Below are 16,311 nucleotides of genomic sequence, written 5' to 3'. Positions count from 1 at the left end.
TGATTACATTCCATATCTAAAAATCAATTACACAAATCATTATTCTGAATGAGGCAGCTAAAAATCAGTAAACAGATTACCAACAGAGAAAGCCAATCCCTGGACAAATACCTTCAGGAAATTGGAAAGGTAGATTTGTTAACTGCAGACGAAGAAGTTGTTTTGGCAAAGAGGATCCGTGAAGGAGACCAATTGGCCTTGGAGAAGTTAACCAAAGCCAATCTTCGATTTGTGGTTTCAGTAGCAAAGCAATATCAAAACCAAGGACTCTCTCTGGGTGACTTGATCAACGAGGGGAATTTGGGATTGATCAAGGCGGCACAGCGATTTGATGAAACCAGAGGATTCAAATTTATCTCCTACGCCGTTTGGTGGATTCGTCAATCAATTTTGCAGGCATTGGCCGAGCAATCTAGAATTGTGCGATTGCCATTGAACCGGGTGGGGTCATTAAATAAAATCTCCAAAACATTCAGTGAACTCGAGCAGAAATTTGAGCGAGAGCCCTCTCCAGAAGAGCTAGCCGAAGTGCTTGAAGTAACTGCTTCCGAGGTTGTGGATACCATGAAAATCTCCGGACGTCATGTATCTATGGACGCACCTTTTGTACAAGGTGAGGAAAATAGTCTTTTGGATGTCTTGGAAAATGACGGGGATGAAAAGCCAGATGATGAACTGATGAACGACTCGCTTCGAAAAGAAGTGCAGCGTGCTTTGTCTACCCTAACGCAACGTGAAGCCGATGTGATCACCCTTTATTTCGGATTGAACGGAGAGCAAGCCATGACCCTTGAGGAAATTGGCGAGAAATTTAATCTTACCCGAGAGCGGGTGAGGCAGATCAAAGAAAAAGCAATACGTAGGCTAAGGCACACTTCTCGAAGTAAGACACTGAAGCCTTACTTAGGTTAACAAAAAGGGGAGGCGACTCCCTTTTTTATTTTTAGTCAACCTGGCACCCAGTGACTGATTTTCATAGGATAAGAGTCACATTTGGGAATTTTAACAATTGGTAGTTTTGTTACCATCCAATATTTGTCAAATTTTACCCGATTTAATACTTCTTAAAGATGAATCAAGACATTGAACGAGTAAAGGTGCTGATCATCGGATCAGGGCCTGCAGGATATACTGCAGCTATTTATGCTTCTCGTGCGGGATTAAATCCCGTGCTTTATACCGGAGGTCAGCCGGGAGGTCAATTGACCATTACCACAGACGTGGAAAACTATCCCGGATATCCCGATGGGATCATGGGGCCTGAGATGATGGAAGATTTCCGAAAACAGGCCGAGCGATTTGGGACGAAGGTCCGCTACGGAATGGTCACTGCAGTTGACTTCAGCCAAACACCCTATGTAGTCACGGTGGATGAACAGGTTACTGTCCATGCCGATACGGTCATTATCTCTACCGGAGCCTCTGCCAAATGGCTGGGGCTAGATAGCGAAACCCGCTTAAATGGCAAAGGGGTTTCTGCTTGCGCAGTCTGTGATGGGTTTTTCTTTAGAGGTCAAGATGTGGCTATTGTAGGAGCTGGCGACACCGCCTGTGAGGAAGCCTCTTATTTAGCAAATATCTGTAGCAAGGTTTACATGATTGTTAGAAGGGATGAAATGCGCGCTTCCCAGATTATGCAAAATCGTGTGATGAACAATCCTAAAATAGAAATCCTTTGGAACACTGAAACAGAAGAGATTCTAGGTGAAGAAGAAGTGACCGGCGCTCGGGTAATAAATAATGTTACACACCAAAAACGAGAACTCAAGATTTCTGGCTTCTTTGTTGCTATTGGTCATCAGCCAAACACCAGTGTCTTCAAAGACTTTATCCACATGGACGAGTCTGGTTACATAAAAACCATCCCAGGCAGTACCAAAACCAACGTAGAGGGCGTTTTCGCATGTGGAGATGCTCAGGATCATATTTACAGACAGGCGGTCACTGCAGCAGGAACAGGTTGTATGGCTGCACTGGATGCTGAGAGGTTTTTAGCTGCATTGGAGAATCATTAAAACGCATTCATGAAGTATCCACACCTGATACTATGTATAGGATTAATTTTGAGCATTGGTCTACCTACGGCCAATGCTCAAATTTTTCCGAAAATCATCAAAAAAAGTAAGTCAGAAACCATTTCCGTTCCTCAAGAGCGAAGAAATATAGAGTTGAGGACTTTTGATCAGGAAAGCTACTTGCAGTCGTTAAGCTCTATTACGGACTCCCTTATCTTTGAAAATAACGTCAATTTAAGGAAGTCGCGATCCATCATCGCAGAAGATCAAAATCTGATGATTTGGGCTCCTACCAACCGTCTGGTCAAAGTTTCAGAGCAAATCCAAATCGATAGCATTTGGGTAACGGCATTTGAATATTATTCAGCCTGGGATTCTAAAAAAGTCGACATCTACAATTTTGATGTCCGAAAGTTTCAAGACACAGTAAATCTCCGTCTTTACGATCCGTTTTTTGGTTATGAATGGAAAATGCCTTCAGAAATCTTGAAAATTAATTCCTCCTACGGGCCCAGATGGGGAAGAATGCACTATGGGACAGATTTGGACTTAAACACCGGTGACCCAGTCTATGCCGCTTTTGATGGCATTGTCCGGGTTCGTTCCTACGATCGCTATGGCTATGGCTATTTTTTGGTGATTAGGCATAAAAATGGTCTGGAAACACTTTATGGGCACATGTCAAAATTAATTGCCAAAGTTGGCGACGAGGTCAAAGCTGGTGATGTAATTGGCAGGGGAGGAAGTACAGGAAGAAGTACAGGCGCTCATTTGCATTATGAACTTCGGTATCGGGGTCTGCCATTTGATCCAGAGTTGGTGTATGATTTTCCCAATGGAAAAATTAAATATCAAGATTACCAAATCACCCCAACTACCTTCAACCAAGTTGCCAAAGCCCGGACAGCAGCTTATCATCGGGTAAAAAGAGGAGATACCCTTGGCGGTATCGCACGAAGGTATGGCGTGAGCATCAGCACGCTTACCCGATTAAATCGAATTTCTACCAGAAGTATTCTCCGAATTGGTCAAAATCTACGAGTCAGATAATTCCATGAACAAATTAGACATTTTAGTAATCGCCGCTCACCCCGATGATGCCGAACTTGGTTGTTCGGGTACCATTCTGGCGCACGTTGCCAAAGGGCATAAGGTAGGAATCGTAGATTTAACCCAAGGTGAAATGGGCACCAGAGGCACCCCAGAGATAAGATTAAAAGAAGCCGATGAGGCTGCAAAAATCTTAGGACTTTCAGCAAGGGAAAATATGGGCTTTCAGGATGTTTTATTTTTAGATGATGAGAAACATCAACTGGAGCTCATCAAAATTATCCGAAAATACCAACCGGAAATCGTTTTGGCCAATGCCATTCGTGACCGTCATCCTGACCATGGTAAAGGTGCAAGCCTAGCGACCAATGCCTGTTTTATGAGTGGGCTTCGCAAAATCGAAACTACCTACAAAGGGAAAGCTCAGGAGGCCTGGAGACCAAAATTTGTATATCACTACATTCAAAATAATTACATCGAACCGGATTTTGTATTTGATATCACAGAATACTGGGACACCAAAGTTAAAAGCATTCTGGCATATCAATCTCAATTTCATGATCCGAATAGTCAAGAACCGGAAAGCTTTATTTCCAATCCTGACTTTTTGCCATTTATTGAAGCTCGAGCTCGAGAAATGGGGCATCGAATCCTCAAAACTTACGGAGAGGGATTCACCGTGGAGCGGATGATCGGCTCAGAGGATCTATTTGACTTGAAATAAGAATCAAGGGGCTAGCCTGGAAATTTCCCATACATTTTGATTGGTGTATTCGTAAAGGATACGATCATGAAGCCGGCTGGGTCTTCCTTGCCAGAATTCGATTTTATGAGGAATCAATCGAAAACCTCCCCAAAAAGGAGGTCTTTTAATTTTTTCCTTGGCAAACTTATCTTCCATTTCCTTCAGTTTTTGATCCAATACCTCACGGGAAGCAATTTTATGACTTTGAGGGGAGGTCCAGGCTCCGATTTGTGATCCGAGCGGTCTGCTGAAAAAATACTCATCTGATTCTGCGGCACTGATTTGTTCAACCTTTCCAAGAACACGAACTTGCCGCTCTAGTTCAGCCCAAAAAAATGTCAGCGCAGCTTTTGGATTTAGAATTAGTTCTCGCCCTTTTTCACTTTCATAATTGGTAAAAAAAACAAAACCATGATCGACTTCTTTGAGCAAAACAATTCGTGCATTGGGATAGCCACCCTCCCCATGGGTAGCTAAAGTCATGGCATTGGCCTCCAGCACTTGCGAATCAATGGACTCTTGGAGCCAGTTTTTAAATTGAATCATTGGATCATCATGGACGTCATTTTTGTCTAGAGATTTAAGGGAGTATTCTTTTCGTATTGAGGCAATATCCATGGGTTTCATTTTTTCTTTAACTATTCTGCGAAAAACAATTCTTCAAAAAGCCCTGCTTTTGTTGATGCAATCGATTTTAGGGTAAAACTGGAACCCTTCCTATTTGTTATGCACAATTTTGTCCCTTTATGCAGATCAGATGAATCATTTTTTTCAACAATAAAAGTACGATCAGCATTGCATTTATAAAATTTAGGCATATATTTTTAATCCCAACCATAATTGATTCTTTATGAGCATTGACAAGATTCCCGACCTTTCGGCTGGTGATTTATTGATCTCAGAGCCTTTTTTGCTAGATGAAAATTTTACCAGATCCGTTGTGTTGCTTTGTGAGCACAATGCTGAGGGAAGCTTTGGTTTCATCCTAAATAAGCCCTCCATTCTAAAGCTTTCTGAACTGGTGGAGAGCCTGTCTTTTTTGGACAAAGAAGTCTATGTGGGTGGACCAGTAGAGCAAAATACACTTCACTATATTTATCAAGGAGATAAGAAACTCGATGAAAGTATCAATATCGGCCCAAATATGTGGTGGGGAGGTAATTTTGATCAGCTTGTGGAAGGACTAAAGTCAAAAGAATTTGATTCTTCCGACTTTCATTTTTTCTTAGGGTATTCAGGATGGGCACCTGATCAATTGGTCGAGGAGCTTACCGAAAATACCTGGATTGTTTGCAAGGATGCCCTGGATGAATTTACCTTGCAATATACCCCGGATGAACTCTGGCGAAAGATTCTATTAAACATGGGGGGAGATTTTAAGCTTCTCGCAAATTATCCACTAGACCCAAGATTAAATTAGGCAAAATCCCTACTTTTGCCCATATTGCCTCGAAATTTAGTGTTTTTATGACTGAAAAAAACGAAGATATGTCTGAAAAAGACAAGGTGACCCAAGCAGCAGATCAAGCGGATGCAAAGGGTAAAACGGAAGACCCGAAAACAGGATCCGACCAGCAAATGGAAGAAATTCCCGTTCAGGAAGGTGCGGCTTCTTCATCTCCATCTGAGGAAATCACCGAACCTATTCCCAATGCACCAGATGCGACTGCAGAAAGCCAAAAAGATCCGGTAGAAAATACCGAAGGAGAACATCAGGAGGAAGCTTCCGAGGAAGAAGAAGAACATCACGAGGATGAACACCCGGAAGAAGAACTTGATCTGTCCGGCATGGACAAGGTACAACTTCTTCAGGTTCTCAAAGATAAACTAAAAGAAAGTACCAATCCACTCAAATCCGACAGGCAGATTAATGACATCAAGGCAGCATTTGATGAAATTACGGCTAAGGAGCGCGAGGAAGCCTTGGAAAAATTCCAATCTGAAGGTGGCGTCGAAGACGATTTTGATTTCCGTCCATCTGAGGAGGAACGAGAATTTAATCAGTTTTATTTCGAATTCAGAAAACAGGTATCCACCATCCGAAAGGAATCTGAGCGACAAAAAGAGAAAAACTTCGAGGCAAAAACAGATATTCTCAACCGGCTTCGTGAATTGGTAGATGGGGAAGAGACCACACTCAGTATGAATGCCATCAAGGCTATTCAAGATGAATGGAAATCTATTGGACCGGTACCTTCTGCCCAAAACAGAAACTTGTGGGCGAGCTATAATGCATTGATGGATCGTTTTTACGACAATCGAAGCATTTACTTTGAGCTCAAGGAACTAGACCGGAAGAAGAATCTAGAAAGCAAACTGGAGCTTTGTCAGAAAGCCGAGGCCCTTCAGCAGGTACCGGACTTAAAAGAGGCAATCAAAACGCTCAATGATCTTCACGAGGAGTTTAAGCATATCGGACCTGTTCCTAGAGATGAGCAAGAAACTCTTTGGCAGCGTTTTAAAAAAGCCTCAGACGCGGTTTATGATCGCAGAAAAGAATTTTACGATAGCCAAAAGGAGATCTTCAAAAAGAATCAGGAATCCAAAGAGGCTTTGATCGAAAAACTTGCAGCGTTTACCGAATTTAAAGCAGATCGAATCAAAGACTGGAATACCAAAACCAAAGAAATTTTGGAGATTCAAAAGGCTTGGGAAAAAATAGGGCAAGTTCCCCGAGAAAGCGGAAGAGAAATCAATAAGGCTTTTTGGTCTGGATTCAAGCAGTTTTTCCAAAATAAAAACCACTTCTTCAAAGAGCTCGATGAGATCCGGGCTAGTAATCAGTCCAAAGCAGAGGAATTGATTCAAAAAGCGGAGGAACTTAAAGATTCTACCGAATGGCAAACCACAGCAAATGAACTGATCAAGCTGCAGCAAGAGTGGAAAAAACTCGGACCTACTCCCGAGAAAAGCCGAGATGGTTTGTATAAGCGCTTTAAAAACGCCTGCGATTCCTTTTTTGAAAGCCGTAGAAATTCCAATAAACAGGCTAATACTGAATACGAGTCAAATTACAAAAAGAAGAAAGAAGTCTGCGAGGAAATCATCAAAGCTTCCCAAGAAGGAGCCCCATCTGAAGAGGAGTTGACTGCATTTGTGAGCAAGTTTAATGAGATCGGATTTGTGCCCCGCAAAAATATGAAAGAAATCCAGGCCCAATTTAAAGCGGCCGTGGACACCTATTTGGAAAAACTCGATCCTGAGAATTTTGATCGGGAAGACTTCTTATTCCGATTAAATCTGAACCGAATTCAATCTGATCCAAATGCGGTAAAAACCTTCAACAAAAAGGAGCACGGCATCCGCAAGCAGATTTCGGATTTGGAGAACAACATCACCCTTTGGAAAACCAATTTGGAGTTTTTTGCAGCATCCAAAACGGCCGATAAGCTCAAGGATCAATTTGATGTCAAGATCCAAAAAGCCGAGGAGGAGATAGACAAACTGAAAAAGCGCCTATCAATTTTGCGGGAATTCTAAATTAATCTTTCTCAGAATTAGTGAGATAGGTCTTAAACCGAAAAAATCAAATCCCAGCATTTGGTAGCAATGGAATGAAGGCCTATATTTGCACCACGTTAAAGATAAAAGCCTCTTTAGCTCAGCTGGTAGAGCAACTGACTTGTAATCAGTAGGTCGCTGGTTCGATCCCGGCAAGGGGCTCAAAAAACCACTCAGAGATGAGTGGTTTTTTGCATTTAAGGAGTGTTGAAATCCAGGCCAAAGAAATCTCGGATCCAGTTTGCGGCTTGACTGTTGCCAATCCGTAAATCCGATATTCTTACCCACAGCTTAACAGATTGAAACAAACTAATAATTAAACTATTTTCTTTAATGGGAAGAGCTAGGAGCTCTTCGGAGTGGGGAAACTAGCCAATAAAGGCAAAAAAAAACGTACACGGGTGGCTTCTCTTTTCTAAAGCTACCCATGCACGGTTTAAAATCCTGTCAGAGTCTTTTTTTTTAATCCCGCTTTTCTACTGATTTCTATTCTTGCCTAAGATGAGGAACAAGGAGCCATCAGCGTTTAAAAAGCTACCTTCTAAACCCCTTATTTTTTACTCAAGGTAAACTCTGGCAAATGCTTGATTTTACCTCCATCCATGGCAGACTCATGGGCTAAAATCCCAACACAGGTGATATTAGCCGACTGTCGGGCATTAGGATAAGGGGAACGTTCCTCAGTCAAGGCAACTAAAAATTCGTGCACTAAATGCGGATGGGATCCTCCATGGCCAGAGCCCTGAATAAAAGATAAATGCTGATTTTCGTCTTGGTCATAGACTCCCTGTGTGGTAAAAGAGGCAATTTCATCCGGTAATAAATGGGCATAATCTGGAATCTTCACCCGCTGGGGAACTTCTCCGGTGTGAATCACCGAATCTTCATGTTCGATTAATGTCCACTCAAAGGATTTTTTGGAACCGTAGACGTCAAAACTTTCCCGGTATTGTCTGGCTGTATTGAATAAAGAGCGAGTGACTTCTGCCGCCAAATCGGAGTCTTTCAGCTTGATGTGGCAGGTTTCAATGGCAAAAGGAGACCCGTATTTCGGAATCAAATTTTCATCGATTCTACCCGAACCCAAACAGGATACGTATTCTGCTTCTCCTTTCGGTAAAGCCAAGACAGGACCTACGCAGTGCGTCGCATAGTGCATAGGAGGGAGGCCTTCCCAATATCCCGGCCATCCAGCCATTTCCTGCTGATGGGAGGCTCGAAGAAACTGGATTTTACCCAACTCACCTTTTTCATACATCTCCTTGACAAATAGAAATTCGCGGGAATAGACCACGGTCTCCATCATCATGTAGGTAAGCCCGGTCCGTTCAGTTTCTTCGACAATTTGCCGGCATTCCTCGACGGTGGTAGCCATCGGAACGGTACAGGCTACATGCTTACCGGCACGAAGGGCCTTCAGAGATTGCTCCGCGTGATTTTGAATCGGAGTATTGATATGAACGGCGTCAATATTGGGGTCTTTAAGCAGTTCATCGTAATCGGTATAAACGTGTTCAATTCCAAAGGCTTTCCCGATGGTCTCGGCTTTTTCTTGATTTCGCTGACAAATGGCGTACATATTGGCTAGCGGATGTTTTTGGTAGATCGGGATAAATTCCGCTCCAAAGCCTAAGCCGATGATCGCGATATTGATAGGTTTTTTGCTCATGTGTGTGTTATGTTTTGGGTTGAAAAAGATTGATTATAATCGGAATTTGTTACCCTGCGTAGCCTGCGCCAAACTTGGTTTGGGAGAGAGGAAGGGTAATCCTATTTTACATTTATTTTGATGCCCAATTGCGTAGAAATTCCAGCCCTTCTTTGGCAAAGCCATCCTGAGAGGGCACCAGCGGTTTCCAGATGCAGACTGCTCCAGCAAGTTCTTTTACCTCGGGAGTGAAACTTTCAATGGAGATGGTTCCACTGTAATTCACCGCTTCCAAGCCTCTTTTCCATGCATCCCAGTTGGTTTGGCCTGTTCCTGGAGTACCGCGGTAATTTTCAGAAACCTGCACATGAATCAACTTTGAGCCTACATTTCGGATGGCTTGTTCAATGCTTGGCTCCTCAATATTCAAATGGAAACCGTCTAAAAGCGCTTTGGCTTCGGGTTCATTAATGTCAATGATGAGTTGCATTAATTCCTCGGAGGTATTGATCAGGTCGGTTTCAAATCGGTTTAGCGTTTCAATTGCGATCTCCAATCCATGTTCACGCGCCCGTTGGCAGACTTTCCGCAAATTGCTCACTGCCCGATTCCATTCGACCTTTTTTTGCTCAACTGAAACCAATCGGGCTTTTCCTACTGCCGAGTACATGGGACCGGCAACAAAGCCAGTACCCAATTCGGCCGCTATCGCAAAGCATTGGTCCAAGTAATCAAAGCAGGTCTGATGAAAAGAAGGGTCCTCATGTGTCAGATCGCGGCTAGGTCCAAAGGCACCACAAATCACCGCTTCCAAGCCATGATCTGCGAGTGCTTTTTTGACTTCAGTCGAATGGATCAACCCCGGATCTTCAACGGGAATTTCAACAGCATCATAGCCGTATTCCTTGATTTTCGGAAATAGTTTGAAAGCTTCTGAATTAAAGGGAGAGGTCCAAAGCCAAGTACTCACTCCGAATTTTACGTCTAAAGCCATGCTTATTCTACTTTCATGATTCCGTTCATAATTCTCCAGTGACCCGGTACGGTACAGACAAAAGGATATTCCCCAGGCTCAGTAGGAGCGGTGAATACCAGAGATTCTCTACCTTCCGGATCGACTAGTGCGGTGGCAATGATCACTTCTGGAATCTCAGGTACATAGTTTTGCTCAGCACCGCGGGGATTTCTTGCCAATTCATCCGCCGCTTTTCCGATGGCATCCATGCTGCCTTTCTGCCCGATCACCAAATTATGCTGCATAAAGTCCGGGTTTTCAAAGTCAATGGTGACTTGCGAACCTGCTTTCACGGTAAACGTTGCTTTGTCAAATTTCATTTCGTGAGGGATCACGCTGAGCTTGATCATTGAGGTTCCGTTGGCAGTGGCAGTAGCCTCAGTTGAGGATTCTTCTGAACCGAGTTCAACTCCGGGTTTGGTCAACGAAAGCGTAGATTTATTGCTTAATCTCCCACCAAACCACCACGTACCTTCGTACTTGCCAACGACATTTCGACCATCATTGCGTCCGACACGCACATTTTTGGGATTGAGTTCCTCTTCAAAAAGCCCACCCACTTTTGCCCTGCCAATTTCATTGCCATTGATTCCAAGACTCATCGTGCCGTCTTCCTTGAGGCTCGCATTGATCACAAATTGCTCCTCGGGGAGATTTTTAGAAGAACTGATGAGGGTTAGCTTTTCATTTTGTGCTACGGCAAAATGCAAGGCATCTTGGTATAGGTAAAGGCTGTATCCATTGGTATTATTTCCCTGAGCTACCAAAACGCCCTCATATGGATCATCTCCTTTGGAAATGATCATACGAAGGTCAATTTCCTTTCCAGCTACATCGGGTGGAAAAAGAATGGAATTTCGCTGATCGAGCGGGTATTGCTCGCTGATCAGACTTCGACTGATCCGGTCTGCCAGGGAAACTTCCTCATCGGCACTTTCACCATTAGTCATAGTAAATTCCCTTTTGGAAAATTCGGTAGGATGGGAGAGGACTGCGGCAAACATTGCCTGTGGCAAATAACTGTCTTGAGCATTGGTTTGATCTTCAGCTAATGGAACTATTGCCTTAGCAGCATCTTCTGAAAATGGCATTTCTGCCACGGTCAAAAATGCCTGCTTTCGAGTATGGGCATCTTCATCTTTCAATAGATTGGACGCTAAAATCGCCTTTAAGGCTCTTGGTGTTTTAGGCAAAACTTTTAGTGCATTTTTTCGAACCGAAGCAGAAGGATGGCGAAGTGCCTTCTCTACAACCATCTCAGCTTCTGGATTGCTTCCATCCAAAGCCCCTAGTCCTTTTAAAGTCCAAAGCGCATGAATAGCAGGTGGGTTTAAGCCGATTTCATCTTGCTCCTGATTGCTGATAACTTGGTAAAGTTCAGGAAGAAGCTCCTGCATCTGATTTTCGACGATTAAGCGTTGAGCTGTTAATCTCCAAAACATATTATCGCTATTCAGCGCTGCCAGAAGTTCGCTGTTGTTTTTTTCGCTTAAGTCAAATTGCTCAGCTTCCTTTGCTCCTTTGTAAACCAGCCTGTAAATACGCCCATGCTTGGCATCCCGAAGAGGATTGATATAGGCATTTCCTTCCCCATTTTCAAAACCTCTTGGAGTAGGGTTATGCTGAATAATAAAGTTATACCAATCTGCTACCCAAAGTGCACCATCTGGGCCTACTTCAGCATGAACAGGTGAAAACCATTCATCAGAGCTAGCCAAAATATTAAATCCGTTTTTCTCAGTAAATCCGGATCCGTCTGGATTAATAATGGCATTGTGCAAAACCCTTCCGGTCGGTTCGGCTACAAAAGCGATACGGTTCCAATATTCTTTGGGAAAATTCCGAGCCGTATAGAAATTATGGCCTGCAGCAGCAGTATAGCTACCATGCCAATCCACCTGACGTAAAAACGGAGTCAAATGAGGCATATCGTAGTGGGAATCGATTCCGTGAACGGTATTGGCCGATCCTTGGTAAATGGGTCTGCGGATGTATTTATTCTCCATGGAAAAATACACACTGTGCTGTCCATTAGCCGTAGAGATGAAGGTTTCAAAATCTTCAGTAAAACCCAATCCCCAGGTGTTATTGGACGTATTACCGAGGTATTCTAAGTTTTCCCCATTGGGGTCAAAGCGGTAAACCCCCTGTCCAAAATTAAACTGCTGACCACTAACTTCGCCATTGAAGCCCGAGTATCCCAATACTCCCCAGATTTTATTATCAAATCCATATTTGAGGTTAGAGGGTCCGGCATGGGTATCACTTTTTCCCCAACCTGTCATAATCACTTCCCGGACATCGGCGACATCATCCCCATCGGTATCTTTGAGGAAAACAAAATCAGGAGCCATGGAAATCAGCATACCTCCATTGACTGGAGTAATGGAGGTTGGGATATTTAGGTTATCGGCAAAAACGGTGACTTTATCTGCTTTGCCATCGCCATCGGTGTCTTCAAGGATTTTGATCTTGTCATTTCCTCCGTCTTTACGGACTTCGTTCGGGTAGTCGGTGGTCTCAATCACAAATAGTCGTCCTCGCTCATCCCAAGTCATGGCAATCGGATTAATGATCATGGGTTCGGAGGCGAATAATTCTAATTTAAAATCTACCGGAACCTGTACGAGTTTTTGGCTTTCTTCTGCGGAAAGCGGAAGCTGAAAACGCGGGGCGGGGTCCCTTCGCTCATAATTGGGGATTTCTGCATCTCTGAATTCAGGCTTTGGAATAGCATAAGCTGCCAACAGCTCACCAACTTGATCACCTACTGCCCAAAGAATTCCATTGGCTACCAATTGTTGAAATTGATCCTTTTGCCAAGTGCGCTCGTCATGTCCATAGGCCGTGTAAAAAACTCTTCCTTTTCCCTGCTCTCGGGTCCAAGTATAAGGTTCGCGACCTTCCTGGTCCACTCGTTCCATCAGGATATGCATGTCAGGATTGACCGAAGCGTGGACGTAGGTTTCATCCCAAGTTTCAAATTCTTCGATTCCTTCCATGATGGGGTGGGAGGGATCTACGATTTCCGCGGTAAAATCTCCCACACCGTGCCGGCTAAATTGGCCACCGACCGTCTCTACAAACCAATCTGAATTTCTAAAGCAAAAAGAGGCGCTGTGTATGGGAATCAAAGCTTTTCCCCCTTCCACGTAATCTTTGAGTGCGCTTTCCTGCTCAGAGGTGATTTCATCATGATTGGCATAGATCATCAAGCCATCGTAATTGGAGAGTTTCTCATCGTTGAGATCATTGGGATCCGTGGTGTAGGTGAGATTGATCCCTTTTTGAAAGAGCGGAGTACCAAGATACATCATCAATTTTTCGGAATTGTGATGTTCACTTTCATGTCCGAGGACTAGAATTTCAACTCGTCGGGGCTCGGTCATGGACAAATAAGATTTTTTGTCCGAGCAACCCGCCAAAGTCACTATTCCAAGTACAAAAAGCATTAAAATGCTTTTGAAGAAATTTGGGTTATTCATGGGTTTAACTTTACGGTAATTTCGAAGTACTATATTCCATAAAAAACACCACTCTACCTTACTGTATTCTCTTAATTTTTGACTGTATTTTGTTATTTTTAACTAGTTTTCAAAAAGAATACTGCATAACTAAGTGAAGAAACCAGTCAAAAAATCAAGGATCCCTCAGGATAAAGCTTTTGTGATCAAGGAGTTAATTGCCCCTTACTTTGATGTGAATTGGCATTTTCATTCAGAATACCAATTATTTACCGCTCTGGAAGGTAGGGGTACCCGTTTTATTGGCGATCATGTGAAAAGCTTCAAAGAAGGGGACATGGTCTTGACAGGCCCCAATCTACCTCATCTCTGGAGAAATGATCAAGCCTATTTTAAACCGAATTCCACTTTGAAAACCCATGGGATTGTCATCTATTTTCCCGAGGATTTTTTACGAAATTCGGTCTTTGAATTAGAAGAGTTTGAGTCTATCGCAGCAATGCTCCAAAAGTCCCAACGAGGGATTGAGATTTTTGGAAAAACCAACCAATGGATCAAAACTCAAATGATCGAACTCCTACATGAAAAAGGGGTAGGTAGGATCATCCGTTTAATTCAAATTTTAGAGGCAATTGCCTCTTCCCCAGAAAGTGTACAAATCGCAGATGCAGCTTACATCAATACGCATAAAGAGTCCGAAAAGGACCGAATGGGTCACGTGTATGAATATGTCATGGAGCACTTTCAAACCAAAGTTAGTTTAGAAAAAGTGGCTGCGTTGGCCAATCTGTCTCCCAGTGCATTCAGTCGATTTTTTAAAGCCCGAGTAAACAAATCATTTTCGGACTTCTTGACCGATTTACGGATTTCGCATGCCTGCAAACTTTTGCATGATACGGACCTAAATATCAGTGAAGTTGCCTATGAAAGTGGTTTTTTAACTCTTTCAAATTTCAACAAACTATTTCGCGAGCGCATGAATCAAACCCCAGGAGAATATCGTCGGGAGTTTATAAACAGTTTTGGCAGCTAGACTTTAGCTATCAAATCCTGGTAATAGGACCCGCTAACAGGGACTTTGTAAGGCCCCACCCAGATCTGATGGCGTTCAATTTTTTGGACCAGGTGCTTGTTGACTAAATAGGAGCGATGGGAACGAATAAAGTAAGCGGGAAGGATGGTTTCTACCTCAGTCAAGGTCATTCGGCTGACTGCTTTTTGGCTTTTGGATTGGAAGGTTACGTAATTGCCTTGGGCCTCGCAAAAATGTAACTCATCAAAATCAATTCTGATTTGTCCTTCGGCGGTTTTCACAAAGGTATACCTGTTGTCGGATGCCGTATTGAGATCGAGCCACTCTTGGGCTTTTTGACAGGCTTTCAGAAATCGACTTAAACTAAACGGTTTAAGCAAATAATCTAGGGCATCCAACTCAAACCCTTGGACGGCAAACTCTGAATACGCGGTGGTGAATACAATCAAAATGTCTTTGGGGAGCAAAGTAGCTACATCAATTCCTGAAATATCCGGCATATTAATGTCCAAAAACACCAATTGGACAGAACCATTCTTTGCATATTCCAAGCCCTCGATGGCATTGGTAAACGTAGCTTCAATTTCCAGAAATGGAACCCGCTCGGCCAAGGATTTGATTACCTCCAACGCATAGGTCTCATCGTCAATAGCGATTGATTTGATCATTAGTTAGCGTTTTAAAAACTGAAGGAGTAGAACCGTTCCTTCCTTTTTAAGGTGGTTTTGAACTTCCTTAGGGTAAGCTTCTGGATTCGAATCTTGCCTAAAGGTGACTGGGTCGATTAAAGACACAATGGCCTTATTATCTAAATTTGCGGAAGGAAGAATTAATTTAGGAAGATGAAAATCATCGAAATCAATTTTATGGACTAACAAACTCATGCTTTTGCTATGGAGCGCAAATGTCCAAAATGTCCGATCGGTACCACTGATCATTCCAAATAAATAATCACTTACCGGCAGGACGGGAGTTAGCAGGTAACGAAATACCTGATCTTGCGGTTGAAAATCATCCAGGAGTTGGAAGTCAAAAACGACCTCAGCCGGTAATCGATTGGTTTCAAAATCGATAACGAGTTGGTTTGCCAATTTTCCAGTAGAAGAAAAAATGGCTATCGTGTCATTAGGGGGCCTATGGTAAACAACTGATGTTTGACTTTGGGAAAGTATACCAGCGTGGTAATAAACATTAGCATTCGGGACATTTGACGGATAGTGAAAATAAAGGCTATCCGGATCAAAGGTTGAGTTAAAAACACCTATTTTTTGATTATGGATGAGATCTGGATTTTGATGATCAAAATTGATCGCCAAAAACCATGTATCCTCCTGCTTGACAAAACCACCCGAATTAACTGGAATTGAAGTAGCTGCTTTAAATTTCCCTGTCGAATTATAAGTTATAATTCGTTTTTGAATTTTATCTAAAATCAAAACATCTCCATTTTCCAAAACCTGAAAGTCATCGATAGTTTTTAACTGATTAGGACCTTCACCAAATTCTCCGATGCTTTGAATAAAATTCCCTTCACGGTCAAAGACCAAAACTCCAGCATCATCAAGATGATCAAAAAGGTAAAACCGATCATTGCTTGCCAAAAGCTTATCTACTCTACTGAAAAGTGCATTTTCTGCTGTGCTGAGCAAAACAAATTCTTGATTTTCCACCAGTTCAGCGTGAACCATGGCTTGAGCCTGCCTAAATGGAATCGTACGAAGTGCTGATTGAGCACCTTTGTCAAGGGAGTTATTACAGGCGAAAAGGGATAGAAAAAGAAAAGGGGAAAGGAATGGTCCGAGTGATTTCATATTCAATTTGATAGGAGGACTTTAGGATA

At 42.8% G+C, this 16,311-nt stretch carries 13 protein-coding genes and 1 tRNA gene; 8 read left to right on the top strand and 6 right to left on the bottom strand.

All coding sequences use genetic code 11. The annotated features are described in order from the left end of the window. Window positions 1-48: 48 nt before the first annotated feature. The 4 genes from Q0L00_RS15120 (at window position 49) to bshB1 (ending at window position 3,789) form a co-directional block, all read left to right on the top strand. Entirely contained in the window at window positions 49-912 is an 864-nt protein-coding gene (locus Q0L00_RS15120; RefSeq protein ID WP_087938112.1) for an RNA polymerase sigma factor RpoD/SigA, read from the top strand. Between the two features lie 158 nt (window positions 913-1,070). Continuing rightward, entirely contained in the window at window positions 1,071-2,015 is a 945-nt protein-coding gene (trxB, locus tag Q0L00_RS15115) for a thioredoxin-disulfide reductase (RefSeq protein ID WP_297337724.1), read from the top strand. Between the two features lie 9 nt (window positions 2,016-2,024). Continuing rightward, on the top strand, window positions 2,025-3,065 hold the full coding sequence (locus Q0L00_RS15110) for a M23 family metallopeptidase (RefSeq protein ID WP_297337723.1): 1,041 nt from the start codon (window positions 2,025-2,027) through the stop codon (window positions 3,063-3,065). Window positions 3,066-3,069: 4 nt separating this feature from the next. Continuing rightward, complete coding sequence (gene bshB1, locus Q0L00_RS15105; RefSeq protein WP_297337722.1) at window positions 3,070-3,789, top strand: bacillithiol biosynthesis deacetylase BshB1; 720 nt, start codon at window positions 3,070-3,072, stop codon at window positions 3,787-3,789. A gap of 3 nt (window positions 3,790-3,792) precedes the next feature. Here the strand turns inward: bshB1 and pdxH are convergent, their stop codons facing one another. Then, window positions 3,793-4,428, bottom strand: a complete 636-nt coding sequence (gene pdxH / locus Q0L00_RS15100) for a pyridoxamine 5'-phosphate oxidase (RefSeq protein WP_297337721.1) — start codon at window positions 4,426-4,428, stop codon at window positions 3,793-3,795. A gap of 232 nt (window positions 4,429-4,660) precedes the next feature. Here pdxH and Q0L00_RS15095 point away from each other — a divergent pair, with 232 nt between their 5' ends. From Q0L00_RS15095 to Q0L00_RS15085, 3 genes are all read left to right on the top strand, one after another. Further along, window positions 4,661-5,230: a YqgE/AlgH family protein gene (locus Q0L00_RS15095; RefSeq protein WP_297337720.1), complete on the top strand. Its 570-nt coding sequence runs from the start codon at window positions 4,661-4,663 to the stop codon at window positions 5,228-5,230. A gap of 47 nt (window positions 5,231-5,277) precedes the next feature. Continuing rightward, complete coding sequence (locus tag Q0L00_RS15090) at window positions 5,278-7,290, top strand: DUF349 domain-containing protein (protein WP_297337719.1); 2,013 nt, start codon at window positions 5,278-5,280, stop codon at window positions 7,288-7,290. A gap of 110 nt (window positions 7,291-7,400) precedes the next feature. Then, a tRNA-Thr gene (locus Q0L00_RS15085) sits at window positions 7,401-7,473 on the top strand. 388 nt (window positions 7,474-7,861) lie between these two features. Here Q0L00_RS15085 and Q0L00_RS15080 read toward each other — a convergent pair. The 3 genes from Q0L00_RS15080 to Q0L00_RS15070 form a co-directional block, all read right to left on the bottom strand. Continuing rightward, window positions 7,862-8,980, bottom strand: coding sequence for a Gfo/Idh/MocA family oxidoreductase (locus tag Q0L00_RS15080; RefSeq protein ID WP_297337718.1), 1,119 nt, complete (start codon window positions 8,978-8,980; stop codon window positions 7,862-7,864). Between the two features lie 112 nt (window positions 8,981-9,092). Further along, entirely contained in the window at window positions 9,093-9,953 is an 861-nt protein-coding gene (locus Q0L00_RS15075) for a sugar phosphate isomerase/epimerase family protein (RefSeq protein ID WP_297337717.1), read from the bottom strand. 2 nt (window positions 9,954-9,955) lie between these two features. Continuing rightward, window positions 9,956-13,459, bottom strand: a complete 3,504-nt coding sequence (locus tag Q0L00_RS15070) for a PVC-type heme-binding CxxCH protein (protein ID WP_297337716.1) — start codon at window positions 13,457-13,459, stop codon at window positions 9,956-9,958. A gap of 133 nt (window positions 13,460-13,592) precedes the next feature. On the opposite strand from Q0L00_RS15070, the gene Q0L00_RS15065 reads away from it, so the two are divergent. Then, entirely contained in the window at window positions 13,593-14,471 is an 879-nt protein-coding gene (locus Q0L00_RS15065; protein WP_297337715.1) for a helix-turn-helix domain-containing protein, read from the top strand. On the opposite strand, the gene Q0L00_RS15060 is transcribed toward Q0L00_RS15065, so the two are convergent. Both Q0L00_RS15060 and Q0L00_RS15055 read right to left on the bottom strand, forming a co-directional pair. Beyond that, window positions 14,468-15,139, bottom strand: a complete 672-nt coding sequence (locus tag Q0L00_RS15060) for a LytTR family DNA-binding domain-containing protein (RefSeq protein WP_297337714.1) — start codon at window positions 15,137-15,139, stop codon at window positions 14,468-14,470. The two genes, Q0L00_RS15065 and Q0L00_RS15060, sit on opposite strands and share 4 nt — an antisense overlap. A gap of 3 nt (window positions 15,140-15,142) precedes the next feature. Further along, a complete protein-coding gene (locus tag Q0L00_RS15055) occupies window positions 15,143-16,282 on the bottom strand; it encodes a 6-bladed beta-propeller (RefSeq protein ID WP_297337713.1) in 1,140 nt (379 codons plus the stop codon). Window positions 16,283-16,311 lie beyond the last annotated feature (29 nt).

This window comes from Algoriphagus sp., from assembly GCF_024305035.1.
GTDB lineage: Bacteria > Bacteroidota > Bacteroidia > Cytophagales > Cyclobacteriaceae > Algoriphagus.
This window is presented reverse-complemented; position numbering and strand designations above follow the sequence as displayed.